The sequence below is a fragment of the Bradyrhizobium sp. 159 genome (genome assembly GCF_023073795.1).
Classification (GTDB): domain Bacteria; phylum Pseudomonadota; class Alphaproteobacteria; order Rhizobiales; family Xanthobacteraceae; genus Bradyrhizobium.
In genome coordinates this window covers 75181-99306 of record NZ_JADPKE010000088.1, presented here as the reverse complement: position 1 = coordinate 99306, position 24126 = coordinate 75181, and the positions used below count along the sequence as shown (strand labels likewise).

Sequence of the window (24126 nt, the reverse complement as noted above, 5' to 3'; positions counted from 1 at the left end):
GGAGTACTTCATGTTCGATCTGACTGGCAGAAAGGCGCTCGTCACCGGCGCGACCGGCGGCATCGGCGGCGCGATCGCGCAGGCGCTGCATGCGCAGGGCGCTGCCGTTGCGATTTCCGGAACACGCAAGGACGTGCTGGACGAGCTTGCCGGCAGGCTCGGCGAGCGCGCCTTTGTGCTGCCCTGCAACCTCTCCAAGGCCGATGAGGTCGAAGCGCTGGTGCCCGCCGCGGAAGCCGCGATGGGACAAGTCGACATCCTCATCGCCAATGCCGGCATCACCCGCGACAATCTCTTCGTGCAGCTTCGTGACGAGGATTGGGAGGAGGTCATCAATGTCAATCTGACCGCGACCTTCCGCCTGGCGCGCGCGGCGACCAAATTGATGATGCGCAAGCGCTTCGGCCGCATCATCGCCATCACTTCGGTGGTCGGCGTCACCGGCAATCCGGGACAGGGCAATTATACAGCATCGAAAGCGGGCCTGATCGGCATGATCAAGACGCTCGGCGCCGAATACGCCAAGCGCGGCGTGACCGCCAATTGCATCGCGCCCGGCTTCATCAAGACGCCGATGACGGATGCGCTCAATGACAAGCAGCGCGAAACGATTCTGACCAAGGTTCCGGCTGCCCGCCTGGGGACGCCCGAAGACATCGCGGCAGCCGCCGTCTACCTGAGCTCGAACGAAGCGGCTTACGTCACCGGGCAAACCATCCACGTCAACGGCGGCATGGCCATGATCTGACGCCTCGTGCCGCACCGCCGGTCAGGCCGGTGCCGGATGCGGCAAACGGCCGTTTCCGGAGCGAAATGAGGCTTGTAGTCAAGGCAATTGAAGTATGATAACCGGACCTACAACGGATGGGCAAAGAACGCCATTGCAGGTTTTTGAAACCCTGTATATTGGCGATGCGGAGCCTTTGGCCGTCGTTCGCCGGGGCCTGCATCGGTTAGGATGGGCCAAATCAAAGTTCGTAAGCGAAGGCAGTCAAACGACCACGACGGCTCGTATCGTCCCGGGGGGTCGGGTCTACAGGGAACAACACGAGGTTAAGCAATGAGTGACATTGGCGAGCGGGTTAAGAAGATCGTGGTCGAACACCTTGGTGTTGAACCCGAGAAGGTTGTCGACAACGCGAGCTTCATCGACGACCTCGGCGCCGACAGTCTGGACACCGTCGAACTGGTGATGGCGTTCGAAGAGGAATTCGGTTGCGAGATTCCGGACGACGCTGCGGAAACGATTCTCACCGTCGGCGACGCTACGAAGTTTCTCGAGAAGAACGCGAAGAGCTAAGGCTCTTCAATTTCGCGGGGACAACATTGAAACCGGACGGGCCGCTTCGCAGCGGTCAGCCGGTTTCTTGTTATTGGCCGTGAATCTTTCGATACGGAGTTTTCGGATATGAGGCGGGTCGTCGTCACGGGTCTCGGCATGGTGTCGCCACTCGGCTGTGGCGTCGAGCCGACCTGGAAGCGCATCCTCAACGGCGAGAGCGGTGCGCGCAGAATCGAGAGCTTCGACGTCTCCGATCTTCAAACCAAGATCGCCTGCACGGTCGTGCGCGGCGACGGGTCGAACGACACGTTCAATCCTGACAAGTGGATGGAGCCGAAGGACCAGCGCAAGGTCGACGACTTCATCATCTTCGGCATGGCCGCAGCCGGCCAGGCGCTCGACGATGCCAACTGGCATCCCGAGACCGAAGAGGACAAGTGCGCGACCGGCACCATGATCGGGTCCGGCATAGGCGGCCTCAACGGCATTGCCGACACCGCGATCCTGCTCAAGGAGCGTGGGCCGCGCCGAGTGTCGCCGTTCTTCATTCCCGGTCGTCTGATCAACCTCGCCTCTGGCTACGTGTCGATCGCGCACGGGCTGAAGGGACCGAACCATTCGGTGGTCACAGCCTGCTCGACCGGCGCGCACGCGGTCGGCGATGCCGCTCGCCTGATTGCGCTCGGCGATGCCGACGTCATGGTTGCCGGCGGTGCGGAATCGCCGATCAGCCGTATCGGCATTGCCGGATTCAATGCCGCGCGCGCGCTGTCCACCGGTTTCAACGAGACGCCCGAAAAGGCCTCGCGTCCCTATGACAAGGACCGTGACGGCTTCGTGATGGGTGAGGGCGCCGGCGTCCTGGTGCTCGAGGAGCTCGAGCACGCCAGGCGACGCGGCGCAAGGATCTATGCCGAGGTGATCGGCTACGGCCTTTCCGGCGATGCGTATCACATTACCTCGCCGTCGCCCGATGGCGATGGCGGCTTCCGCAGCATGTCGGCCGCGCTCAAGCGTGCTGGTCTCACGGCATCCGATCTCGACTACATCAATGCGCACGGCACCTCGACACCGCTCGGCGACGAGATCGAACTCGGTGCGGTGGAGCGCCTGCTCGGTAACGCTGCCTCCAAGGTTGCGATGTCCTCGACCAAATCGTCGACGGGTCATCTCCTCGGCGCGGCCGGTGCGATCGAGGCGATCTTCGCCATTCTCGCGATTCGCGATAATGTCGTGCCGCCGACCATCAATCTCGACAATCCGTCGGTCGAGACCGCGATTGATCTCGTGCCGCACACGGCGAAGAAGCGTGAGGTCAATGTCGCATTGTCGAACTCTTTTGGTTTTGGTGGCACCAATGCGTCGGTGATCGTCCGGCGTTTGGCCAATTAGTTTGCGTTTGAGACGAATCCACCGTTTTGCCGTATTCGGCGATAGTCATAGAAGTGGGCGCGTGCATTTGGCTCGGCAAGTCATTGTCAGGCCGCGATTGAACCGGCAGGATTCAGGTTGCTTCGATGAGTGAAAGGCCGCCCATTTCGCCCCGGAGTCCGCGGGCTGCACTCGAGCCCGAGCAGGTCCCGCCGCCGCCCAAGCGATCGGACCGTGCGCGCAATCCCTTCGTGGTGGTTGGCAACGCGATCATCACGCTGCTGTTGCTCGCCATGCTCGGTGCCGGCGGCGTCTATTATTACGGCCGGCAGGTACTCGAGGCGCCAGGACCGCTGAAGGAAGACAAGATCGTCAACATCCCGCAGCGCGCGGGCAAGCGCGACATCGCCGAGACGCTGAACCGGGAAGGCGTGACCGACGTCAATCCGTGGGTGTTCATCGCCAGCGTCGCCGCGTTGAAGGCGAGCTCGGACCTCAAGCCCGGTGAGTATTCGTTCCAGAAGAACGCATCCTTGCGCGACGTCATCGCCACCATCGTCGAGGGTAAGGTGGTGCAGCATGCCGTGACGATCCCGGAAGGCCTGACCTCCGAGCAGATCGTGGCGCGGCTGTCCGACAACGACATTTTCACCGGCACCGTGCGCGAGCTGCCGCGCGAGGGCACGTTGCTGCCGGAGACCTACAAGTTCCCGCGCGGCACCACGCGCGAGCAGGTGATCCAGCGCATGCAGCAGGCGCACAAGCGGGTGCTGGCCGAGATCTGGGAGCGCCGCAACCAGGACATTCCCGTCAAGACGCCGGAGCAACTGGTGACGCTGGCGTCCATCGTCGAGAAGGAGACCGGCAAGCCGGACGAGCGCAGCCGCGTCGCGGCGGTGTTCGTGAACCGCCTAAAGCAGAGGATCAAGCTGCAGTCCGATCCCACGATCATATACGGCCTCGTCGGCGGCAAGGGCACGCTGGGCCGTCCGATCAAGCGCAGCGAGATCACGCAGCCCTCTCCCTACAACACCTATGTGATTGAGGGCCTGCCGCCGGGGCCGATCTCCAATCCGGGCCGAGCCTCGCTCGAGGCCGCCGCCAACCCGGCCCGCACCCGCGATCTCTATTTCGTCGCGGACGGCAGCGGCGGGCACGCCTTCACCGAGACCTACGACGCGCATCAGAAGAACGTCGCGAAGCTTCGTGCGATCGAGAAGCAGATCCAGAACGACACGGTCGAGCCGGCCGAGGACGCGCAGCCGCCGGCCGCTGCTGCGCCCGGCGCCGCCGATACACCGACCGCGACCACGCCGGCGCGGTCCAACCAGCAGAAAAAGCCACCCGCGGCCCGGCCGGCCAATCCAGCCAATCCCGCGCCGGCCCGGCAGGGCGCGGTGCAACCCTCGCCGCCGGTGGTCCAGCGCTAGGCCGGGGCTGCGCGCAGCGCCGTCCATCACACTTTGCGGATTACACTTTCCGGCAAAATAGTCTTAAGATTCGCGTGGCTTGATGTCCTCGCGAATCCCGAGTTTCTGGAGAATCTCAACCGATGGCGCTGTCGTCCATGACCGGGTTTGCCCGAAGCAACGGCGCAAGCGGGCCGTACACGTTCGAATGGGAATTGAAGTCGGTCAACGCCAAGGGTTTTGACCTCAGGGTGCGGCTGCCGCAGGGGTTCGACGAGCTCGAGGCCCACGCCAAGAAGCGCGCCGGCGAGCTGTTGTCGCGCGGCACGGTCTACGCCAATCTCAACGTCAAGCGCACCAACGCCGCCGCCACGGTCCGCATCAACGAGGACGTGCTCAACGCCGTGCTGAAGGCGGCGGCGCTGATCGCCGGCAAGGTCGATGCGGTGGCGCCGAGCGTCGACGGCCTGCTCGCCATCAAGGGCGTCGTCGAGGTCGCCGAGCCCGACGGCGACGAGGAGGAGGACAAGGCCGCACGCGCCGCCGTGGCGGAGGCCTTCGACAAAGCGCTTGCCGATCTCGTAGGGATGCGCAAGCGCGAGGGCATCTCGCTGGGGCAGATCCTGACCCAGCGCGTCGACGAGATCGAGCAATTGGCGAAGAAAGCGGAGGCTGCGCCCGGCCGCAAGCCGGAGGCGATCAAGGCGAAGCTCACTGAGCAGATCGCGGCCCTGCTCGACACCTCCGATCGTTTCGATGCCGATCGCCTGATGCAGGAAGCGATCCTGATCGCGACCAGGGCCGACATCCGCGAGGAGCTTGATCGCATCGCCTCCCACATTGCGCAGGCGCGCGAGCTGATCGGCAAGGGCGGTCCGATCGGCCGCAAGCTCGATTTCCTGGCGCAGGAGTTTCACCGCGAGGTCAATACCTGCTGCTCGAAGTCGAATGACATCGAGCTCACCAATACGGGACTCGCCATGAAGAATGTGGTCGAGCAGTTCCGCGAGCAGGTCCAGAATCTGGAGTGATCGATGACGACGGGCAGTCACGGAACTGACGGTGTCGAGCGCCGCGGATTGATGTTCGTGCTGTCCTCGCCCTCGGGCGCGGGTAAGACGACGCTGTCGCGGATGTTGCTTGAGCGGGAGCCCGGCCTGAAGATGTCAGTGTCGGCGACCACGCGCGAGAAGCGGCCGGGAGAGGTCGAGGGGCGCGACTATTTCTTCGTCGGCAAGCGCAAGTTCGAGACGATGGTGGAGCAGGGCGAACTGCTCGAATGGGCCACCGTGTTTGACAATCTCTATGGGACGCCGCGTGCTCCGGTGGAGGCAGCACTGTCGGCCGGGCAGGATGTGCTGTTCGACATCGACTGGCAGGGCACGCAGCAACTGCACCAGAAAGCGAGCGTCGACGTCGTTCGCGTCTTCATCCTGCCGCCCTCCGCGGCCGATCTCGAAAAGCGCCTGCATTCGCGCGCACAGGATTCCGACGAGGTGATCCGCAAGCGGATGAGCCGCGCCAGCCACGAAATGAGCCACTGGGCCGAGTACGACTATATCGTCATCAACCACGACGTCGACCAGGCCTTCGCCGAGGTACAGTCGATCCTGAAGGCCGAGCGCCTCAAGCGCGAGCGGCGGATTGGCCTTGTAGGCTTCGTGCGAAGTTTGCAAGGTCAGCTTCAAGGTTAGGCCGCGACAGGCGCGGCCCTTCCTTCACCAGCTGTTCCAGCATCGTCGTGATGACGTCGACGTCGACCGCATCCTCGTCGCGGCCTGCAGGCGCCTCATCGCGATCCTTGCCGATCTCGTTGGCGGCGAGCCGGGGCGCAGCGGCCTCGATTTCGAAATCCCGGTCGAACATCTTGATCTTGGCCTCGGCGGGCCTGACCTCGTCGGGTTCTGCGGCAGGGATCGCGGCACGCGACTTGCGCGCGTCGATCAGATCGATCTCGCGACCGATCGCGGCAAGTTTTGTCGCTTGTTTCGTCGCTTGCGGACGCGGCGCATCGAAGTCGATGGGGCGCGACGGCTGGGCGTTGGCCGACGTCGCATCGAGCCAGGGCGCGCGGCTTGCGTCCTGTTTCTGCGGCTCCCAATCGTCCCAATGTATGCGGCGGTCGGCGGACTGGACCCGGACGCGCGCGCCGGCGAAGCGGTAGATGAGGCTGGCGAGGATTCCGGCGAGCGCCAGCGCACCGCCAATCACGAGCAGCAGCATCTGGACCGAGCCGGTCGGCTTGTCGGTCGTGCTGTCTGCCGCGGCGGGTGCCGGGGAGGAAGGGGATTTTGATGGCTTTGCGCTCGGCTGGGCGGCTGTCGCGACAACGGCAGGCGCCGGCTGCGGCGCGGGCGGGGCGGAGGTTGCGGAGACGTCGGGCCACGGCGTGGCGGATTGTTGCGCGTTGCCGTCAGCGGTCTGATCTGCAGATGGTTGCGCCGGTGTCGCGCCTGCGGCTTGCGCAGTTGCGTTTGGTGCTTTGGCGGCGACACCGCTCCGTGCTGTCAGATATTCGGCGCGCGCATCCTGCGCCGGGTGCTGCTGCTGTTGCTGCTGCTGCTGCGCCGGCGCGACTCCGGTCGGCGTATCGCTCGTAGCCTGCGCGCTCTGCACGGATTTCGCGCCGTCCTTGTCGTCGGCGGCGCGCAGATACCAGCACTGCCGCTTGGTCCCGCGCTCGATGCGATAGTACCAGTGCTGCCCCTGCGGCGCGGCGCCCTTGGGCGAGACGAGGCAGTCGGCGGCCGCGTTGGCCGTGCTCGGCGCGTTCTGCGCGTTCTGCGACACGGCGGCCAGTGGCGCGCCGGCAATGATGCTGCCGACTAGCGCGGATATGAATTTTGCGGTGCGGTTGCCCATCCTGGTCTCCCGGTTACGCATGACGCAACTCTTACTCGCCCCTTTGTCATCAAAGACTTGGGTGGCAATGAGCCGCAAATCCGGAGAGGATGTGGCTTGAATCGGGCTCGCGGCGCGTTGGTTCCGCCGCGAAATCGGGCCTTTTCGCGTCGCTGCTGGTCCCGCCGAACTCCAGGTCCGCCGCAGCTGCAACCGCTGCGGCCGCCGGCGCGCTCCCCGCGGCGCGTTTTTATTGCCCCCGTCGCCACTGCCGATGATTGATGCACGTGCCCGGTCGGGCCGCCACATCACCGCAGGACTTGACGCACAGACCCCGAGCGTCAGGACCACACGACTTCTCCGTCCGCGGACGGTCCCGCCTGAATGGCTGGAGGCTTGCGTGTGCCCGCCCCCGGCATCAACGAGACCGCTGTTACAGCATCGTGTCGCACCGCGCCGTGTGAGGACTCACGGTTGGCCGCCCTGTCAACCCACGGTTCGCGCCGACGCTGCCGCGTCCACCGCCACCCGGCCCGCGTCTCGTGACGGTCGCGAACGCCCCTTTGGGAGGGCCGGGTTGTCGCGGTGTATGCCACAATCCGAAATTCGGAAAAGAAAAATCTTTCGCGGCGAGGGCTTGACGAGGTGTTTTGCTCGGCGGCCCCGGGGGCAACATCAACCCCGCCGCCCGTCGTCTCGGATTCTACGTCATTTGCAAGCAAGCGGAGCCGAAGCGGCTACGCACTGGCAGCCTTCGTTTCTGGGCGCTCCTTCTATTAGTCGTGATGGAAATAATCCGAACGTATTTCGTCGTGACTGGAAAGGTTGCGGCCAACGCCCTCACGTCAGACAACTCCGGACTATCGCCCTTCATGCAGCGCCGCGCACGGCCTCACCAATTGCATCGAAGGTCTACCGATTTTCGGCGGCTTGTTGCGGCGGCTGCGCAACGTACCGGAGTAGAAATCAAATGGCAGGCTGCGCAGGTTCTCCGTTGGAAACTTATCATCTCCGCAGCCGTTGAATCGCGGCTGAGGCGACGCTATGCCGGTTAAGGACCAGATCAAGAATCTCGCCAAGAAGCTGGTGGAGGAGCATCCCGACGCGGCGACACTGCGGGCGCTGGTGCGGGCTCGGAAGCCGGTGGCCATCCATTTCAGGGACGACGGCGTCGTGCCGAACAACCCGCATTTTCCGCTCTTGCACTATCGCGGGGCGGTGAACCTCAAGCCTCGGCGTTTTGCGCCAGAGGTCATCATCGACACGCTGTTCGATGCGAACGGCTGGGGCCGGTCATGGCGCGATACCGTGTACGACTTTGTGCACTATCATTCGCAAGTCCATGAAGTGATGGGTGTGGCGCGCGGCACGGCCAAGATCGAGTGCGGCGGGATCAAGGGGCGGGTTCTGCGCGTGAAGGCCGGCGACGTTCTGGTGCTTCCCGCAGGCATCGGACACCGGCTCATCGAGGCCAGCCGAGACTTTCTGGTCGTCGGAGCGTATCCGCGGGACGGAACGTATGACGAGTGCACCGACACAAGGGAGCGTCCAGACGCCATCAAACGCATCACCAAGGTGCGCAGGCCGAAAACAGATCCGGTGCTGGGACGTAACGGCCCGCTGCGCAAATCATGGCGGACGAAGCCGCGAGCGAGAGGGTAATGCGTCCAGCCCCAGCTCGAGCATGCGTTCACTCGCTGCGTTCAGCTCAGATAGTCAGGCGCAAAATCCGCAAGCCTTCGCAGTTCTTCGGGCTGCAACAGCTCGATCTCGCTGCCTTCCCACGCGATCAATCCGCGATGTCTCAGCTCCTGAATGGTGCGATTGACATGGACGATGGACAGTCCGCAGGCGTCCGCCACGTGCCGCTGTGTCATCGGCATCTGAAAGCAGCCGTCGGTGACGAGCCCGACGATCTCCAGCCTCGCGGCGAGCTCGCAAATGAGATGCGCTACCTTCGGCAGCGCTGCCTGAGCGCCGAGGCGGGCGATCCATTGCCGCGAGATCGCCGCGTCAATCAGCGTCTCGCGCCAGAACGCGCGGGTCAGGTGGACGGAGCCATCGAGAAGCTGCCTGAGCTGACTGTGCGCGACGGTGCCGACGATGCTTGGCCCGAGGCCGACGAGGTCCGCATCCATGGGTGATACCAGCAGCGTGTGCAGGCACGGCATGTCGCCGGGCACGTGGAATGCAAGGATCTGGCTGCGATCACCGACGATGCGGGCCTGATAGAAGAAGCCGCTCACAACAAAGACACAGCGCGTGGCGGCCTCGCCCTGGCGCAACACGATCTCGCCGTCCGCGACCTGGCGCAGCGTAGACGGCAAGCCGGCGATTTGCCGGCGTTCGTCCTCGGAAAGGCCTTCTATGGCATCGAGGCGCGCGATGAAATTCGGATGCGGCATGAGACTTCAGTCGTCACGGGGCACGTCGACGAAGCGCCGCGAGAGCTTTGCGACGGTCCAGTCGGAGACGGGCATAGCGCGGAACTCGCGGATAACGTGGGCGAGTTCCTGATCCGACATCGGCCGGACCGGCTCGTTCAGCGTTCCCTTCAGGAAAGCATCGTTGATGCTGTCCAAGTGCTCGCTTCCCAAGTGCTCGCTTCCCAAGTGCTCGCTTCGCTCCGATGCGAACAGACGGCAGATGCGCTCCAGGATCGTGGTAGGGCTCATGACAAGGCCGGCTCGGTTCGCGGGTGGAGTGGAAGCGAACCGGTGCCATCGCAAACCGGTTAGCAACCTGTGCTTCCGGCTCGCGTTCTAATCCGCTGGATACACGTCAGATGTATCATTTGATAGAACCAATGCGATTTTTGGCGGCCGTATGGAAAAAGCCCACGAGGTGCTGATCCGGAACCTGTGCGAGCACACCGCGCTCGAAGAGGAGGATATTGCCGAAGTCCGCGCACTCACCTTCACGGTGCGCGACTATGCACCGAACGAGGATTTCATCCGTCAGGGCGACGAACCTGAACATTCGGTATTGGTCGTGTCGGGCATGGTCGCGCGCTACCATCTGCTTGGTAGCGGGCGGCGGCAATATCTCGCGTTCCATCTCACCGGCGACCTGCCGGACGCGCAAGGCCTGTTCATCGACCAAATGGATCATGGGCTGAGTGCGTTGGGGCCTGCTTCGGTCGCCTTCATCCCGCATCGCGAATTGTTCGCCGCGTTCAGGCGGCGATCGCTTTTCGGAATGGCCGTCTGGCGCGAGACGCTGCTCGACGCGGCGATCTTTCGCGAAGCCATCACCAACAACAGCGCCCGTCCCATGCAGGCGCGCATGGCGCACCTGTTCTGCGAGCTGTTCTATCGCGCCCGCGCCGCGCAGCTGGTCCGCGGCAATCGATGCCGCATGCCGATCAGCCTGGCGCAGCTCGGCGAGACACTGGGCATGGCGATTGCGACCGTGAACCGGACGCTCGCCGATCTCAGGCGGAGCGGGGCCATGGATCTTCGCGATGGCGAGCTGATCGTGCTGAAATGGCGCGAGTTGCAGCGGCTCGGGGATTTCAACCCGGCCTATCTGCACCAGAAGCGCCAGTCGCCGCCGCAAGCGGCAGCGCACGTCGGCGCGAGGTCCGGCTCGAGAGCGGGGAACAACTCTGTCGCGGGCACGTCATCCATGGGACGAGGGAGATGCCCATGAAAGCACTCATCGTAGCAATTACATTTGCAGCCATGGCCGGGCCCGTCATCGCTCAGAATACCGGGCCCGCTCCACAGAGCGGCATGGAAAGGCCGGAGAACACCAACGGCGCCACGGAAAAGGGGACGATGGATACCACCGGCATGAATGCAAATCGGGCAAATCGGCCCGGCATGACCGATGCGTCCAAACAAGAGAACGGGACCGACCGCAAGAAAAAATAAGGGCCGGCGCCATCCACGGCGCCGGCTTTGCAGACATATTTGTGTATGATCTGCAATTGTCTCACTCGCGCGCGCAGCAATCGACCAGCGCGCGCCAGATACGTTCGGCCTGCAATTTCCGTTGACGTTCGAAGACGGCGTCGTCCTCCGCCCGAGGCGATGTCGCGGTCGGCGTGTCGCGCGGCTCAATCCAGCGCTCCGAGATGGGATCGTACCATCGGCCGAGACTGGTCACATCCAACATTCCCCTCATCGTCTATCCCATGTGCCTGTTGCTGGTGTTCTGGGTGAGTTTGCCATGCGCATCCTGCTCGCGAATGTCTTGCTTCTCGTCATCGCGGGAACTGACGGCGCGCGACCGGCCGCCGTGGGACTCCGGTTCTGCTTGGGAACCGATCGCACCGTTTCGCCCACGGCTTTGTCCTGCGCACCAACTCCACCGTTGCTGATGTAGGATCAATGCAATGAACGTTCGCGGCGTTCCAAATGGTGCCGTTACGTTCCAGATCCCATTGAACTCTGTTCTCTGCCGGAGAACTACGGGCACCGGCGCCGGTTGCGCGTGCCTGCGGTGTTCAGGAGTGAACACACAGGAGTGAACGCCTGGCAACCGGCGTCTCGGATGCGCCGGGTAGCCGCCGAACACCATCATCCAAGGCGCGCTTCACGTTGCGCGGCGGCGTTGCTGCTCGCCGCATGCACGCGGTAAGCATCGATCGCCCGGTTGGCGAGCATCAACTGCCGGCGCTCCCCGGTTCGAAGCTGCGCTTCAATGGCGTCGAGAATGACATTGGCGCTCTCGTCCGGAGGACCGAGCTCGCCGCTCTTCTCCAGGCAGCTCCAGGCGATGAAGAATGCGCTTTCGACGGTGCAACGGATCGACATGCGCTGCCAACGCGGCGCGGCCGCAGGTGTTCCGTACGGGCGGGCGAGACTTGCGTCAGGCCCGTCGCGCTTCGGTCAGTTCTTGAGCACGATGCGGCCGACCACCTTGCCGGCGCGGAGCTCGTCGATCCATTTCTGGACCTCGCCCATCGGCTCCTCGCGCATCGGCGTCGGTTTGATCTTGCCGGCGCGTGCGAGCGCCATCAGCTCGTGGGCTTCCGCGAGGGTGCCGACCATGAAGCCCTCGATGGTCATGCGCTTGTAGACCCATTGCACCATCGGCAGCGTGAACTGGCCGCCCATGAGGCCGGAGACGACGATCTTGCCGCCGCGCGCGGCAACCGCGACGGCAAACGCCATCGATTTCTCGTTGCCGGCGAAATCGACGATCTCGTCGAAGCCGCCCTCGCTCTCCTTGAGGATGCGCTTGATCACGTCGGGCTCGGCCGGATCGTAGGCGTTAGCGGCGCCGTTCTTCAGCGCGGTGTCGCGAGCGGCCGGTGAGAGGTCGGCGACCGTAATCGGCTGCTTGAACATCGCCTGCGCAAACGACAGGCCCATCATGCCGACGCCGCCGAGCCCGATCAGCAAGAGGTTACGCTGGCGCGGACGGTCGACCAGGCGCTTGAGCGCGCCGTAGGCGGTCACGCCGGAGCACATCAACGTCGCGGCCTGGTTGACGGGCAGAGGATCGTAATCGAGCAGATACTTGGCGTCGGGCACCAGCACATGGGTGGCAAAGCCGCCGTCGATGGAGACGCCGAGGAAGCGCTGCTTGACGCAGAGATTCTCGTCGCCGTTCTGGCAGTCGCGGCACTGGCCGCAGCCGATCCACGGGAATACCGCCTTCTTCGCGCCGACGAGTCCGGCAGGAACGTCGGCGCCGACTTCGTCGACGACGCCGGCGATCTCATGGCCGAGCGTGAAGGGCAGCGTCATGCCGCGCGTGGTGTCGAGCTTCTTGCCGCCGCCGAGATCGGCATAGCCATCCTGGATATGCAGGTCGGAGTGGCAGAGGCCGCAGCGCTCGATGCGCACCAGGACCTCGCGACCTTGCGGCTTGGGCGTTTCGACGATGGTCTCGCACAAGGGCGCGTCGAACTTGACCAGGGACTGCCTGCGCATCAGCGCCATATTCTTTCCTCCGAAATTACCGCTAAAACGCTTGGCGCTTTAGCCGATTGTTCGAGCATGATCTGTTTGGGAAAACCGCTTCACACCTTGCGCTAACGCGGCCCTTCGCGTTCGGATCACGCTGCTTCGCTTCGTATATTGGCCAATTCACGGGCCATGGCAACAAAGCCGGCAATCGGAATGGTCTCCGCACGCCGCGTCGCATCGACGCCGGCAGCTTGCGCGAGCCGCGCCGGATCGACGCCCAGCGACTTCAGGCTTTGCCGCAGCATCTTGCGGCGCTGGCCGAAAGCTGCGGCTGCGACCTGTTCGAGCAGCCGGCGATCACAGGCAAGTGGGTGTGCACGCGGCTTAAGGCGCACCACGGAGGAGGTGACCTTCGGCGGCGGCACGAAGGCTGACGGCGAAATGTCGAACAGGATTTTGGTCTCGCAGCGCCAGTTGGCGAGCACGCCGAGCCGGCCATAGGCCTCCTCGTCCTCGCGCGCAACGATGCGCTCGCCGACCTCGCGTTGGAACATCAGCACCATCGTCTCGTACCAGGGTGGCCAGGGCTCGGTGGTGAGCCAGTTGATCAGCAGCTGGGTCGCGATGTTGTAGGGCAGGTTGGCGACGATTTTTGCTCTTTCGCCATCGAGCAGCGGACGCGGGTCGAAGGTCATGGCATCGCCATGCACGATCTCGAGCCGGCCGGGATAGCGCGCGGCGATATCCCCAAGCGCCGGGATCGCGCGCTCGTCATGCTCGATGGCGATGACGCGCCTCGCGCCGAGCGCGAGCAAAGCGCGCGTCAGCCCGCCCGGGCCGGGGCCGATCTCGACGATGGTGGAGTCCTCGAGCGGCGCGGCGGCGCGCGCGATGCGCGCGGTGAGGTTGAGGTCGAGCAGAAAGTTCTGGCCGAGCGATTTGCGGGCCGACAGCGCATGCTGGCGGATGACCTCGCGCAGCGGCGGGAGGTCGTCGATCGCGTTCATCAGAGGTTCGCAGCCGCCATGCGGCTGGCGAGCCGAAGCGCGGCGATCAGGCTTGCCGGATTGGCCCTGCCGGTGCCGGCGATGTCGAAGGCGGTGCCGTGATCGGGCGAGGTGCGGATAAAGGGCAGGCCGAGCGTGACGTTGACGGCGTCGTCGAAAGCGACCGTCTTGATCGGGATCAGCGCCTGGTCGTGATACATGCAGACGGCGCAGTCATAGGTCTGTCGCGCGGCCTCGTGGAACATGGTGTCGGCAGGCAATGGACCCCTGGCTTCGATGCCCTCGTTGCGCAGCGCCTTCAGCGCCGGCGCGATGATGGTCTGCTCCTCGTGGCCAAGCGAGCCGTCCTCGCCGGCGTGCGGATTGAGGCCGGAGACTGCGATGCGCGGCCTCGTGATGCCGAAGCGGGATTTGAGCTCGGTCGCAACGATTCGAACGGTCGAGGCGATCAATTCGCTCGTGAGTTGGGCCAGCGCCTCGCGCAGCGAAACGTGGATGGTCACGGGCACCACGGCGAGCTGCGGCGACCACAGCATCATCACGGGCTGCGGGACGTGGCCGTCCGTCGCGGCGAGCTCGGCGAGGTATTCGGTGTGGCCGGGATGACGGAATCCTGCGCGGTAGAGCACGCTTTTGGCGATCGGATTGGTGACGACGGCGCCGGCGCGGCCCTCGCGGACGTCGGTGACCGCCTGGCGGATCGAGGCGAGCGCGGCCGGCGCGCTCGATGCGTCGGGCTTGCCGGGCTCGGCCGTGGCGTGCTCGCCGGTGGCAACCACTGGCAGGGCGTCCGCGAAGGCGGCGTTGGCCTCACTGGGGTTCACCGCGGCAATGCTGATGTCGGCGCCGAGCGCCTTGGCGCGCCGGGCGATCAGCGCCTCGTCGCCGAGCAGGTAGAAGGCGGGCAGGTTCAGCTCACGGCGCCTGAGCCAGGCCGCGATGGTGATGTCGGGGCCGATGCCGGCGGGCTCCCCCAGGGTCAGGGCGAGGGGTTTTGCTGGGCGCGCTGAGGAGGGCTCGGCCATCAGCGGTTGCGATATTCGATCATCGCCGCTTTGCGGAGCTCTTCGAGATAGGCCTTTTGGGTCTTCTCGTACTTCTCCTGATACATCTTCTCGCGGACCTCGCGCTTCTTCGGCGTGTCGATCATGGTCGGCTTGCGCGCGCACAGCACCACCATCTCGATGCCAGCCTTGGTCACTTCGGGCGCGGTGAGGTGGCCGATCGGCGTGTCGTCGAGTACCTTGCGCAGCGCCTCGGGCAGTTCTGCGGTGGTCTTGGTGACGGTGTCGCGGATGGTGGCGTTCGGTGTCGAGCGGAACAGCGAGTTGGCTTCCTCGCAGCTTCCGACGCGCGCGCGGTAGGTGTCCGCTTCCTTCTTCCGTGTTTCCACGAACGCCGGCGAGGAGCCGCGCGGCACGATCAACACGATCGGCTGCATCTTGTATTCGGTGCCCTCGACCTGAAGCTTGTCGCCGGTCTGGGCCTGCACGGCTTGCGCGACGTCGCGCTCGCCGACCTGGAGGCGCTCCTTGTAGCGGCCGCGGACGAGGCTGGTCCAGACCATCTCGGCCTTCATGCGGCCCTTCAGCGTCTCGGGGCGGACGCCCTTGGATTCAAGCGACTTGGTGAGCTGGTCCGGCGTGATGCGCATGCGCTGCGCCATCCCCTCATAGGACTGGTTGATGTCGGAGACGCCGGGATCGACCCCGTACTTCTTGCCTTCCTTCATCTTCACCTTGTCGTCGATCAGCTCGTTGATGACCTGCTCGCGGCTCGGGGTCTTCTGCGTCGTGAGCTGGTCGAGCTTGGAGCGCTGCTCGATGTCGAAATCGGTGATGGGATCGCCATTGACCATGACGACGATGTTCTGCCCCCGCGCCGGCGCACCGGCCAGGAACAGGGCGGCGAGGACGAGAAGGAGGCGGAAGATCGGCAACGGAATCGTCATGGTTATCGCTCGCATGTCAGCCGCGCCGAGCCTGTGGTGGGGCAAGCGCGGCCGGCACTTCAAACCGCTCACTGGAGGCCCGAGGAACCGCTGGTCGTCGAAGAGGTCGCCAGCGTGCGCAGGCCGATCTGGAACATGAACGCGTGGCTCAGAACGGGCGGTGCGGATCCCGCGGAATAGCTATAGGAAGTTACATAGTTCGCCGCCAGCACGAAGCAATCGTCGACATAGCCGGCCCCGAGCACATACTGATTGATCTTGTTGGCCTCGAGATCCCAGCGGGCCGAGCCCGACACCACCCAGTTGGCGGCGACCTTCAGCGAGCCTGTCGTCAGGATGCCCTCGCGGCGGGTCAGGTAGCCGAGTTCCGGCTGCGCTGCGTAATTGCCATACAGCATGCTGACTGACCAGCGATTGAAATTGGCGCGGCCTTCCGCCTCGAAACGCTGGACGTTCCAGGTCTGCTCGTCCATGCGGGAGCGGACGCTGAACGTATACGTGCTGTTGGGTGAGTAGCTGGCGCTCGTGACGTAATCGGAGCGCGGCTTGTCGAGGCCGGAATTGAGACCGGTATTGAGGGTGTCCTGGACCGTAAAGGAGTTCAGGCCGAACAGGTGGTAGGACTGGCCGAACAGCACCTTGACGGCACCGCCCTTGTCGAACTGCGTGGTGGATTGCACGCCGACATTGGCGCGGCCACCGCCCTCGACGCGATCGTAGCCGGAGAACTTGTCGACGCTGAACAGGTTCGAGGCGTCGAACACCATGCTCTGGGCGTCCTCGTTCGGGAGCTTGCCGGCATAGGTCTCGTTCGGCCGGATGATGATCTGTGCGATCGGCTCGATGGTGGTCGAGCCCCAGGGCTGAATGTTGATGAAGGGGTAGCGGTATTCCAGGCCCACGGTCGGCATCAGGCGGAACGCCTGGGTGTCGCCGACGGGCAGGTAGTTCGACACGCCCGGCTGGTTGGAGACCGAGGAATTGATCGCATCTGCGCGCAGGCTGGCGAACGGCGTCCAGATCTGGCCGAACGGATCGGTGAAGGACTTGCGCCACTGCGCTTCTGCGGTGAGGCGGGTGTAGGTGCCGGGGAAGCCGCGCAGGAGGCACTGCGAGGGCGTACGGGCCAGCGGATCGGCCGATGCCGTCGTGCACAGGCTGCTGGTATTGGCGACCGTCGTGATCGGATCGAACACCGCTCCGTCACGCGACAGGTTCACGAAATTGGTCTTGTAGCTGAACTCGCCGCCGAAAACGGGATAGTTGAGCACGTTCGAATAGTCGATCACCGGATAGACGATCGGCACCTGGCTCTGGTTACCCGAATAGCTCAGCCAGTACATCGTGCGCGCATCGAAGAAGCTGCGATTGCCGACGCCGGTCAGATAGAGCTGCGACAGCGCTTCCGTCGGCAGCAGCAGGAACGAGCCGAGCGGGTCGCGGTACTGATAGAGCCGGTAGTCCGAGAAGAAATAATAGTCGGACATCAGGACGCCGTCCCAACCCCAGACCCATTTGTCGTTCAGCGCGAACTGGCCCTTGGTGTCGACCGCGCCGCGGAACTGACGGTCGCCGGGCTGCCCGGCGAACGCTCCGGGATCGAGCTGGTCGATGCCATAAGCGCGGATCTGGTAGGCGCCGTCGATCAGGCGCTGCCGGAATTCGCCCTGCAGCATCACGCCCTGCCGCGTCATGAAGCGGGGGGTGATGGTTGCGTCCATGTCGGGCGCGATCGCCCAATAATAGGGAATTTCGGCGCCGAAGCCGGTGTTCGTCGTGCCCGGGAAATAGCCCGGCATCAGGAAACCGGACTTGCGCTTCACCGTCGGGTCGGGCGTCGAGAAATAGGGCATGTAGGCGAGCGGCACGCCGAAGAATTCGAGCTGTGCCGTCTCGAAATACAGCATCTTCTCCTGCTGGTCGTGGATGATGCGCGCACCCTTGACCTGCCACAGGGGCGGCTTCTTCGGATCGTCCTTACACGGTGCGCAGGCGGTGTAGACGCCGTTCTCGAACACCGTGTAATTGCCGCTGGAGCGGTCGGCGCGGCTCGCGGCCATGCGGGTCTGGTCGGCGGTATCCACGCGCAGCGAATCGACGAAACCGTCGCGGTAATCGTCGGAGAGATCCATGATCTCGGCATAGGTGATCTTGCCGTCGGCATCCGTCATGCGGATGTTGCCTTCGGCATGGAGCCGCTTGGTCTTCTGGTCGTAAATGACCCTATCGGCCTCGACGCTGGTGCCGTTGTAGAACAGCTGGACGTTACCGACCGCGGAGACGCGCGAATTGTTGTAGTCGTAGTCGACCTCGGTCGCCTGCACCAGCATCTGGTTGTCGTTGGGGCCCCTCTGCGGCTTCGGACGCGGTGGCAGCGGATTATAGGTGTACTGGGCGGAGGCGGGCATCACTGCAGCAAGGTCGATCACCGCGCCGAGCGAAGCGGCAGCGGCGACTGCGAGCAGAAGCCTGCGAACGGACCAGCCGCGCCCGTTCGCGCGCACCAATGTGCGCCGCGTCGAACGAGACACGAGCCCTCGGTGGACGGCAGTCACTATCCGTCCTCCTGATAGAGCAAGGCCAAAAAGCCGGTGAGGCCGCCCACCACAACGGGCAACCACGCCGCAGCGATCGGATGCATCAACTCAGCCTTGCTCAAATCCTCAGTTACTTTCGACAGGACGTAGAGCAGAAAGCCTGCGCCCACGCCACTCAAAACCATCTTCTGCACGCCGCCCATCCGGAAGAAGCGCAACGACACGGAGGCCGCCAGCATCACCATGGCCGCCAGCAAAAACGGCTGTGCCAGAAGCTTCTGATACTGGAGTCGGTATCCTGCTGTCGCGAAGCCCGAGCTTTCGGAGGAGCGGATGTAGCTCGGTAGTTGCCAAAAGGACACAGTCTCTGGTGTGGAAAAGCTGTTGCGGACCTGCGCCTCGGTCAGTGTCGTCGGGATCTCGAGGCGGGCCTGGTCGACTGGCGGGGAGTCCAGCGAGAAGCGGCGGACGCCCTTGAACAGCCAACGGCCAGCCTCCAGCGTCGCCTCGCGCGCTTCGATCCGTTCCTTGAAGTGCTGCTCCGTATCAAACCGGAACAGCGTGAGGCCGGTGAGCCGGACGCCCTGCTGCTCGCTGCGCGCCGCATTGATGATGGTCTGGCCGTCGCTGGTCACCTGATTGAGCCAGAAGCCGGACGCATCCTGGATGCCGCCGCCGGGCGCCGAGCCGAACAGCTCCGCCTCCATGCGCTTGGAGAGTTCGCGCAAGTTGGCCGACATCGGATTGTAGGCGACGGTGGCGATCACCCCGATCAGGAGCGCGCTGCCGAGCGCCGGCGAGATGAACTGCCAGGCGGAAATGCCGGCAGCGCGCGCGACCACGAGCTCGAGCCGGCGGGAGAGCGCGAGATAGCAGGTCATCGCGCCGATCAGCATGCAGAACGGCGTCAGCTTCTCCAGGAGCTGCGGCACCCGGAACAGCGAGGTCTCGGCCACCATGATCGCCGAGGCGGACGCAAGGCCGGAGGTCTTGCGCACCATCTCGATGTAGTCGACCAGCACCAGCAGCAGGAAGATGCTGGCGAACACGCCGAGCGCGGCGACCACGAAGCGGCCGGCGAAATAGCGCCCGAGTGTGTTGGTGAGCATGCTCATGCGATGGCCGGCCGTCTGAACAGCCGCGCGATCCGTGCGTTCGATCTGTTGATGGCCTCCATGAGGCGCGGAGGCGGCTCGACCACCACGCCGCCGATGATCATCCAGAGCCCGACGCCGATGGCGCCCATGACCATCGCGTATTGCACCAGCACCGCCCCCGGCGATTTCACCGCCATCACCGAGCAGGCGAAGCCGGCCATGCGCAGGCCGAACACCGCGAGGATCGAGGAGCCGATCGAGAAATTGCGGCTTTGGCGGGTGGTGCGAGGCGCACCCAGGAATGCAAAGGTCAGCACAGCAAAGGCGAAGGGATAGATCGGCGCCAGGATGCTGTCGTGCAGGGCCGAACGGAACTGGCCGGGAATCTGCTTGTAGACCGGATCGTCCTCGGACGGCGAGAACAGCTCCCAGAGATAGCGTTCGCGGATGCCGAGGGTGACGTCGCGGCCCTGGCCCGAGAATTTGGACATGTCGAAGCCATAGCGGCCGAACGCCACCAGCGCCGGGTCGCGCTTGCCGGCTTCGAAGCGCTGGAGATTGCCCGTCTCCAGCACCAGGAACGATCCGGTCTCGTTCTTCACCACCTCGCCGTGCTCGGCGACGATCGAGACGCGCTCGTTCGGATCGCGGCGATCGTCGATGAAGATGCCGGCGAGGATGCCGCCGGGCTGGCGCTCGCGGATCCGGATCGTCAGATTCTTGTCGAGCTGGGCGAAGCGGCCGGGTTGGAGAATGTTGGTGAGCACGTCGGCGGTGATCTCGGCGTCCCATTGCTTGATCCGCCGCATTCCGTCGGGAGCGAGATAGGCCGCGATGAAGGCGACCAGCAGCGCCACCACACAGGTGGCGTAGAAGAACGGATAGAACAGGCGGAACGGCGAGAAGCCCGCCGCATTCATCACGATGATCTCGGAATCGGTCGCCAGCTTGTTCAGCGTGTGCGAGATCGCGATCATCAACGCGATCGGCGAGATGATCAGGACCAGGGCCGGGATGACGAGGCTGGTGATGCCGAGGAAGGTGAGGATGGTCTGACCCTGGCTCGTCATCAGGTCAATGCCGCGCAACGCTTGCGTAATCCAGATCACGCCGGTGAGGCTGACCAGGACCAGCGCAAACGACGCGAGCGTCGTGCGGAAGATATACTTATCAATCGACCCCATGCGCTACCGCACGAATCCCACCAAGCCCCAATGCCGGCCGGAATCCGGCTGCCCGACCCAATCCCGAAACGGGATCCCCAAGGGACGGCCAGCCATCGGTTCCGCCAGCTTACTCTCTCACTAGCATCCCTTTGATCCGTCAACAAAATGGCTGCCCCGTGGCACCCTCAATATATGGTTAATATTTCGCTCGTTGTGGCCTGAGGGCCACGGCGGCGCTTGGCATCTGGCGGGCTGCTGGCCCATAGTACGAAAACCTCAGTGAATCGCCGTTCAGCTCCGGCCCCTGGCCGGGATCGCAGGACGGCGAAAAGCCCCACATTTTGGAGGAGTTACCCATGTCCGATGCCATCAAGGTCGGCTTTGTCCCGCTGTCTGCCGCCCCCCGTGGCATCCTGGTTGTGTTCTGCGACGATGGCCTGAAGCTCGGCCCCGCGACGGCAAAGGCGCTCGGCAGCGCCGCTGACCTCGTGAAGCGGGCGGCCTCCGCGGCCGCCTTCAAGGGGAAGAGCGGGGCCGCGCTGGACATCCTGGCACCTGAGGGTGTGAAGGCCACCCGCCTGATCGTGATCGGCGCGGGCAAGGCGGCCAGCCTGAAGGCGAACGATTTCCTCAAATTCGGCGGCGTGGCGGCAAGCAAGCTTCCGGCCGGGACCGCGGCCATGACGATCCTGGCGGAGCTGCCCGATGGCGCCATGACCAGCGAGCAGGCGGTCGCGGTCGCCTCGGGCCTTCGCTTACGCGCCTACAAGTTCGACCGCTACAAGACCAAGAAGAAGGACGGCGAGGAGGGCGGCTCGCGCGCCGACATCTCGCTTGCGGTCGGCGATGCCACTGCTGCGAAGAAGGCGTTCGCCGCGGCCGGCCACGTCGTCGATGGCGTGATCATCGCGCGCGATCTCGTCAACGAGCCGCCGAACGTGCTTTTCCCCGAGGAATTCGCGCGCCGCGCCGGCCAGCTCCGCAAGCTTGGGGTCAAGGTCGAGGTGCTCGACGTCAAGGCGATGCAGAAGCTCGGGATGGGCGCGCTGCTCGGCGTCGGCCAGGGCTCGACGCGGCCCAGCCGCACCGTGATCATGCGCTGGGACGGGGCCAAGAAGGGCGAGGCGCCCGTCGCTTTCGTCGGCAAGGGCGTCTGCTTCGACACCGGCGGCATCTCGATCAAGCCGGCCGGCAGCATGGAGGACATGAAGGGCGACATGGGGGGAGCTGCCTGTGTCGTCGGCCTGATGCATGCGCTCGCGGCGCGTAAGGCCAAGGTCAACGTGGTCGGCGCCATCGGTCTCGTCGAGAACATGCCCGACGGCAATGCGCAGCGGCCGGGCGACATCGTCACCTCGATGTCGGGCCAGACCATCGAGATCATCAACACCGATGCCGAAGGCCGCCTCGTGCTCGCCGACGTGCTCTGGTACGTTGCGAAGAAGGTGAAGCCCAAATTAATGGTGGACCTGGCGACGCTGACCGGTGCCATCATGGTCGCGCTCGGCACCGAGCATGCCGGCATGTTCTCCAACAATGACGAGCTCGCCGACCGGCTGATCGCGGCCGGCCTCGAGAGCGGGGAAAAGGTCTGGCGCATGCCGCTCGGTCCCGAATACGACAAGCTGATCGATTCCCAGTTCGCTGACATGAAGAACACCGGCGGCCGTCACGGCGGCTCGATCACCGCGGCGCAGTTCCTGCAGCGCTTCGTCGACGATGTGCCCTGGGCGCATCTCGACATTGCCGGCACCGCCATGGGCGCGCCGAAGACCGACATCAACCAGAGCTGGGGAAGCGGCTATGGCGTCCGTCTGCTGGATCGTCTGGTCGCAGATCATTACGAGCGCAAATGACCGAAGTGCTGTTCTATCATCTGCAAAACATGACGGTGGAGAACGTGTTGCCGCCGCTTCTGGAGAAATCCCTCGAGCGCGGCTGGCGCGTCGTGGTGCAGTCGACGTCGGAGGAGCGCGCCGATGCGCTGGACGCGCATTTGTGGACCTATCGCGACGATTCCTTCCTGCCGCACGCGACATGGCGCGTGAACGATGCCGCCGACCAGCCGATCGTGCTGGCGATCGAGGCGGACAATCCGAACGGCGCCAATGTCCGCTTCCTGGTCGACAACGCCGCGCTGCCGCAGGACGCGGAGGGCTACGAGCGCATGGTGTTGTTGTTCAACGGGGACGATCCGGACGCGCTTGCGCTCGCCCGCAGCGCCTGGGCCGATTGCAAGGCGCGGGGATTTGATGTCACCTATTGGCAGGCCGACGAGCGGGGCCGGTGGCAGAAGCGGAATTAGAGACTGCTCGCAATTAATGATAATTTGCACTTTTCGAACGATGCTGGCTTCGGTCACCTTCGTGCCGCAAAGGGATGTTGGGACAATCGTTTAGGGCTGGTCCTTCACGCGGGGAATTAGTTTATCGTGCGACATCAAAAGCTTCCCGGCTCGCTCATGATTGCGTTGGCTGCCGTAGCACCGCTGGTCGCGGGCTGCTCTGGCGGGACTGATCTGTTGTCGAAGGACGCAGAATGGTTCCAGAAGCCCGGCCGTCTCTTCATCAAGAACATCTCGATCGAATCGCCGCCACTCACGCCTGATAAACCGGTGGGAGCCGAGGATCTCGTCAGTGCCGACGGTGGCTGTCCCGGCATGGCGCCGCCTCCCGGGCCGGCAGACGCCAATGCATCGAGCACGGCGCCCGCGCCGATGGGCGGCACGGTCGCGCTTGGCCATACCGAATGCGACGTGGTGCGCGGCATCGGCGCGCCTTCGTCGGTCAACCTCTCCAACGACGCCATCGGCCGCCGCGTTGCTGTGGTGACCTGGACGACCGGTCCGCGAGCGGGGATCTATACGTTCACCGCCGGACGCTTGTCCTCGATCGAGGGCAATCCGGAGCCGCAGCCGGCGCCGAAGGCGACCAAGCCGAAGCCGAAGAAGAAGTCGGCATAAGCGCGGCCGCGTGACATGACTTGTTTCCCAGAGAGCCGACGCTTGCGGTCGCCATTGTTCTCTGTGTCTAAGCGGTTCAATCTCAACGCTCCGATGAACGCGGCAGGAAGCCGTTGAATTCGGAGTCCCATTGCTGGCTCTTTGCCATCCGTCTCGGCTGAACACATGCGCCGAAGAAGTTGGTCGCCTTTTCGGTTCTGATTGCTGGCTCCCTCCGCGAATGCTCGCGGGGCGGATTACGCCGTGCAGACGCCTGCCACCGCGACCTTCTGGAACAGATGCGGAGAAGCGGCTGCGGACGCGGGATAGGCCGCGATCTTTGATCTGAATTCGGTGTGCGTGAACGCAGCCCTGAAGTGGGCAGTCGATTCCCAGACAGCATAGTTCAGATAGGTCGGACTCTCGCCGATCGCGCGATGAAGCTGAGTGGCAATGAAGCCGGGCTGCCGCTTCATGAAGACCGCATCGTCCTGCCAGACCTCGAGGAAGGTTTGCTCATCGGCCTTGTCGAGGGTGAAGACATTCACCAGGACGACGGGGCCGGCGTCAATGCCGAGTTGACGGTCGATCGGAAAGGAAGGGTCCAGCGGGCGTAGCAGCGACATGAAGGCCTCCGGCAACTTGGTTGTATGATGTCAGTGT

General features: G+C 64.3%; 25 protein-coding genes. 12 read left to right on the top strand and 13 right to left on the bottom strand.

Annotation, left to right across the window (positions count from 1 at the left end; genetic code table 11):
- Window positions 1-10: 10 nt before the first annotated feature.
- From fabG to gmk, 6 genes are all read left to right on the top strand, one after another.
- Window positions 11-748, top strand: coding sequence for a 3-oxoacyl-[acyl-carrier-protein] reductase (gene fabG, locus IVA96_RS25650; RefSeq protein WP_247281618.1), 738 nt, complete (start codon window positions 11-13; stop codon window positions 746-748).
- Between the two features lie 312 nt (window positions 749-1060).
- Window positions 1061-1300 carry an acyl carrier protein gene (locus IVA96_RS25645; protein WP_008551805.1) on the top strand — a complete coding sequence of 80 codons (240 nt, stop codon included), beginning with the start codon at window positions 1061-1063 and terminating at the stop codon, window positions 1298-1300.
- Window positions 1301-1408: 108 nt separating this feature from the next.
- The gene (fabF, locus tag IVA96_RS25640) at window positions 1409-2674 is read left to right on the top strand and encodes a beta-ketoacyl-ACP synthase II (protein WP_247281617.1); all 1266 of its coding nucleotides are present in this window, start codon (window positions 1409-1411) and stop codon (window positions 2672-2674) included.
- 125 nt (window positions 2675-2799) lie between these two features.
- Window positions 2800-4083 carry an endolytic transglycosylase MltG gene (mltG, locus tag IVA96_RS25635; RefSeq protein ID WP_247281616.1) on the top strand — a complete coding sequence of 428 codons (1284 nt, stop codon included), beginning with the start codon at window positions 2800-2802 and terminating at the stop codon, window positions 4081-4083.
- A gap of 122 nt (window positions 4084-4205) precedes the next feature.
- Window positions 4206-5093, top strand: coding sequence for a YicC/YloC family endoribonuclease (locus IVA96_RS25630; RefSeq protein ID WP_247281615.1), 888 nt, complete (start codon window positions 4206-4208; stop codon window positions 5091-5093).
- 3 nt (window positions 5094-5096) lie between these two features.
- Complete coding sequence (gmk, locus tag IVA96_RS25625; protein WP_247281614.1) at window positions 5097-5756, top strand: guanylate kinase; 660 nt, start codon at window positions 5097-5099, stop codon at window positions 5754-5756.
- Here the strand turns inward: gmk and IVA96_RS25620 are convergent.
- Window positions 5689-6924 (bottom strand): hypothetical protein, encoded by a 1236-nt coding sequence (locus tag IVA96_RS25620; protein WP_247420016.1) that lies wholly within the window; start codon window positions 6922-6924, stop codon window positions 5689-5691. The two genes, gmk and IVA96_RS25620, sit on opposite strands and share 68 nt — an antisense overlap.
- A 1023-nt stretch (window positions 6925-7947) precedes the next feature.
- Here IVA96_RS25620 and IVA96_RS25615 point away from each other — a divergent pair.
- Window positions 7948-8565 carry a cupin gene (locus IVA96_RS25615; RefSeq protein ID WP_247420014.1) on the top strand — a complete coding sequence of 206 codons (618 nt, stop codon included), beginning with the start codon at window positions 7948-7950 and terminating at the stop codon, window positions 8563-8565.
- Between the two features lie 41 nt (window positions 8566-8606).
- Here IVA96_RS25615 and IVA96_RS25610 read toward each other — a convergent pair whose 3' ends face one another.
- Window positions 8607-9308, bottom strand: a complete 702-nt coding sequence (locus IVA96_RS25610) for a Crp/Fnr family transcriptional regulator (RefSeq protein ID WP_247281611.1) — start codon at window positions 9306-9308, stop codon at window positions 8607-8609.
- A 6-nt stretch (window positions 9309-9314) separates the two neighbouring features.
- The gene (locus tag IVA96_RS25605; protein WP_247281610.1) at window positions 9315-9485 is read right to left on the bottom strand and encodes a hypothetical protein; all 171 of its coding nucleotides are present in this window, start codon (window positions 9483-9485) and stop codon (window positions 9315-9317) included.
- Window positions 9486-9729: 244 nt separating this feature from the next.
- Here IVA96_RS25605 and IVA96_RS25600 point away from each other — a divergent pair, with 244 nt between their 5' ends.
- Together IVA96_RS25600 and IVA96_RS25595 are read left to right on the top strand one after the other, a co-directional pair.
- Window positions 9730-10554, top strand: a complete 825-nt coding sequence (locus IVA96_RS25600) for a Crp/Fnr family transcriptional regulator (protein ID WP_247420012.1) — start codon at window positions 9730-9732, stop codon at window positions 10552-10554.
- A complete protein-coding gene (locus tag IVA96_RS25595) occupies window positions 10551-10778 on the top strand; it encodes a hypothetical protein (protein WP_247281608.1) in 228 nt (75 codons plus the stop codon). Before IVA96_RS25600 ends, IVA96_RS25595 begins: the two co-directional genes overlap by 4 nt.
- 61 nt (window positions 10779-10839) lie before the next feature.
- On the opposite strand, the gene IVA96_RS25590 is transcribed toward IVA96_RS25595, so the two are convergent.
- The 9 genes from IVA96_RS25590 to lptF all read right to left on the bottom strand — a co-directional run bounded on the left by IVA96_RS25590 (window position 10840) and on the right by lptF (window position 20540).
- On the bottom strand, window positions 10840-11022 hold the full coding sequence (locus IVA96_RS25590; protein ID WP_247281607.1) for a hypothetical protein: 183 nt from the start codon (window positions 11020-11022) through the stop codon (window positions 10840-10842).
- Between the two features lie 404 nt (window positions 11023-11426).
- Window positions 11427-11663, bottom strand: coding sequence for a hypothetical protein (locus IVA96_RS25585; protein ID WP_247420010.1), 237 nt, complete (start codon window positions 11661-11663; stop codon window positions 11427-11429).
- Between the two features lie 75 nt (window positions 11664-11738).
- Window positions 11739-12797, bottom strand: coding sequence for an alcohol dehydrogenase (locus IVA96_RS25580; RefSeq protein WP_247281605.1), 1059 nt, complete (start codon window positions 12795-12797; stop codon window positions 11739-11741).
- Between the two features lie 116 nt (window positions 12798-12913).
- Window positions 12914-13771: a 16S rRNA (adenine(1518)-N(6)/adenine(1519)-N(6))-dimethyltransferase RsmA gene (rsmA, locus tag IVA96_RS25575; RefSeq protein ID WP_247420008.1), complete on the bottom strand. Its 858-nt coding sequence runs from the start codon at window positions 13769-13771 to the stop codon at window positions 12914-12916.
- Window positions 13771-14796, bottom strand: a complete 1026-nt coding sequence (gene pdxA, locus IVA96_RS25570) for a 4-hydroxythreonine-4-phosphate dehydrogenase PdxA (RefSeq protein WP_247420007.1) — start codon at window positions 14794-14796, stop codon at window positions 13771-13773. The genes rsmA and pdxA overlap by 1 nt, the downstream gene beginning before the upstream one ends.
- Window positions 14796-15722, bottom strand: a complete 927-nt coding sequence (locus tag IVA96_RS25565; RefSeq protein ID WP_247281602.1) for a SurA N-terminal domain-containing protein — start codon at window positions 15720-15722, stop codon at window positions 14796-14798. The genes pdxA and IVA96_RS25565 overlap by 1 nt, the downstream gene beginning before the upstream one ends.
- A 68-nt stretch (window positions 15723-15790) precedes the next feature.
- Complete coding sequence (locus tag IVA96_RS25560) at window positions 15791-18277, bottom strand: LPS-assembly protein LptD (RefSeq protein WP_247281601.1); 2487 nt, start codon at window positions 18275-18277, stop codon at window positions 15791-15793.
- On the bottom strand, window positions 18277-19374 hold the full coding sequence (gene lptG, locus IVA96_RS25555; protein ID WP_247281600.1) for an LPS export ABC transporter permease LptG: 1098 nt from the start codon (window positions 19372-19374) through the stop codon (window positions 18277-18279). Before lptG ends, IVA96_RS25560 begins: the two co-directional genes overlap by 1 nt.
- Window positions 19371-20540, bottom strand: a complete 1170-nt coding sequence (gene lptF / locus IVA96_RS25550) for an LPS export ABC transporter permease LptF (protein ID WP_247281599.1) — start codon at window positions 20538-20540, stop codon at window positions 19371-19373. Before lptF ends, lptG begins: the two co-directional genes overlap by 4 nt.
- 338 nt (window positions 20541-20878) lie before the next feature.
- Here lptF and IVA96_RS25545 point away from each other — a divergent pair, with 338 nt between their 5' ends.
- The 3 genes from IVA96_RS25545 to IVA96_RS25535 all read left to right on the top strand — a co-directional run bounded on the left by IVA96_RS25545 (window position 20879) and on the right by IVA96_RS25535 (window position 23484).
- Entirely contained in the window at window positions 20879-22378 is a 1500-nt protein-coding gene (locus tag IVA96_RS25545; RefSeq protein WP_247420006.1) for a leucyl aminopeptidase, read from the top strand.
- On the top strand, window positions 22375-22827 hold the full coding sequence (locus tag IVA96_RS25540) for a DNA polymerase III subunit chi (RefSeq protein ID WP_247420004.1): 453 nt from the start codon (window positions 22375-22377) through the stop codon (window positions 22825-22827). Before IVA96_RS25545 ends, IVA96_RS25540 begins: the two co-directional genes overlap by 4 nt.
- Window positions 22828-22992: 165 nt before the next feature.
- Complete coding sequence (locus IVA96_RS25535; protein WP_247420236.1) at window positions 22993-23484, top strand: hypothetical protein; 492 nt, start codon at window positions 22993-22995, stop codon at window positions 23482-23484.
- A 236-nt stretch (window positions 23485-23720) separates the two neighbouring features.
- Here the strand turns inward: IVA96_RS25535 and IVA96_RS25530 are convergent, their stop codons facing one another.
- A complete protein-coding gene (locus tag IVA96_RS25530; protein ID WP_247420002.1) occupies window positions 23721-24089 on the bottom strand; it encodes an antibiotic biosynthesis monooxygenase family protein in 369 nt (122 codons plus the stop codon).
- Between the last annotated feature and the right edge of the window lie 37 nt (window positions 24090-24126).

Excerpts from the sequence above, each read along its gene's own strand:
- fabG (WP_247281618.1), top strand. The coding sequence starts at position 11 with ATGTTCGATCTGACTGGCAGAAAGGCGCTCGTCACCGGCGCGACCGGC.
- IVA96_RS25645 (WP_008551805.1), top strand. The coding sequence starts at position 1,061 with ATGAGTGACATTGGCGAGCGGGTTAAGAAGATCGTGGTCGAACACCTT.
- fabF (WP_247281617.1), top strand. The coding sequence starts at position 1,409 with ATGAGGCGGGTCGTCGTCACGGGTCTCGGCATGGTGTCGCCACTCGGC.
- mltG (WP_247281616.1), top strand. The coding sequence starts at position 2,800 with ATGAGTGAAAGGCCGCCCATTTCGCCCCGGAGTCCGCGGGCTGCACTC.
- IVA96_RS25630 (WP_247281615.1), top strand. The coding sequence starts at position 4,206 with ATGGCGCTGTCGTCCATGACCGGGTTTGCCCGAAGCAACGGCGCAAGC.
- gmk (WP_247281614.1), top strand. The coding sequence starts at position 5,097 with ATGACGACGGGCAGTCACGGAACTGACGGTGTCGAGCGCCGCGGATTG.
- IVA96_RS25620 (WP_247420016.1), bottom strand. The coding sequence starts at position 6,924 with ATGGGCAACCGCACCGCAAAATTCATATCCGCGCTAGTCGGCAGCATC.
- IVA96_RS25615 (WP_247420014.1), top strand. The coding sequence starts at position 7,948 with ATGCCGGTTAAGGACCAGATCAAGAATCTCGCCAAGAAGCTGGTGGAG.
- IVA96_RS25610 (WP_247281611.1), bottom strand. The coding sequence starts at position 9,308 with ATGCCGCATCCGAATTTCATCGCGCGCCTCGATGCCATAGAAGGCCTT.
- IVA96_RS25600 (WP_247420012.1), top strand. The coding sequence starts at position 9,730 with ATGGAAAAAGCCCACGAGGTGCTGATCCGGAACCTGTGCGAGCACACC.
- IVA96_RS25595 (WP_247281608.1), top strand. The coding sequence starts at position 10,551 with ATGAAAGCACTCATCGTAGCAATTACATTTGCAGCCATGGCCGGGCCC.
- IVA96_RS25590 (WP_247281607.1), bottom strand. The coding sequence starts at position 11,022 with ATGTTGGATGTGACCAGTCTCGGCCGATGGTACGATCCCATCTCGGAG.
- IVA96_RS25585 (WP_247420010.1), bottom strand. The coding sequence starts at position 11,663 with ATGTCGATCCGTTGCACCGTCGAAAGCGCATTCTTCATCGCCTGGAGC.
- IVA96_RS25580 (WP_247281605.1), bottom strand. The coding sequence starts at position 12,797 with ATGGCGCTGATGCGCAGGCAGTCCCTGGTCAAGTTCGACGCGCCCTTG.
- rsmA (WP_247420008.1), bottom strand. The coding sequence starts at position 13,771 with ATGAACGCGATCGACGACCTCCCGCCGCTGCGCGAGGTCATCCGCCAG.
- pdxA (WP_247420007.1), bottom strand. The coding sequence starts at position 14,796 with ATGGCCGAGCCCTCCTCAGCGCGCCCAGCAAAACCCCTCGCCCTGACC.
- IVA96_RS25565 (WP_247281602.1), bottom strand. The coding sequence starts at position 15,722 with ATGACGATTCCGTTGCCGATCTTCCGCCTCCTTCTCGTCCTCGCCGCC.
- lptG (WP_247281600.1), bottom strand. The coding sequence starts at position 19,374 with ATGAGCATGCTCACCAACACACTCGGGCGCTATTTCGCCGGCCGCTTC.
- lptF (WP_247281599.1), bottom strand. The coding sequence starts at position 20,540 with ATGGGGTCGATTGATAAGTATATCTTCCGCACGACGCTCGCGTCGTTT.
- IVA96_RS25545 (WP_247420006.1), top strand. The coding sequence starts at position 20,879 with ATGTCCGATGCCATCAAGGTCGGCTTTGTCCCGCTGTCTGCCGCCCCC.
- IVA96_RS25540 (WP_247420004.1), top strand. The coding sequence starts at position 22,375 with ATGACCGAAGTGCTGTTCTATCATCTGCAAAACATGACGGTGGAGAAC.
- IVA96_RS25530 (WP_247420002.1), bottom strand. The coding sequence starts at position 24,089 with ATGTCGCTGCTACGCCCGCTGGACCCTTCCTTTCCGATCGACCGTCAA.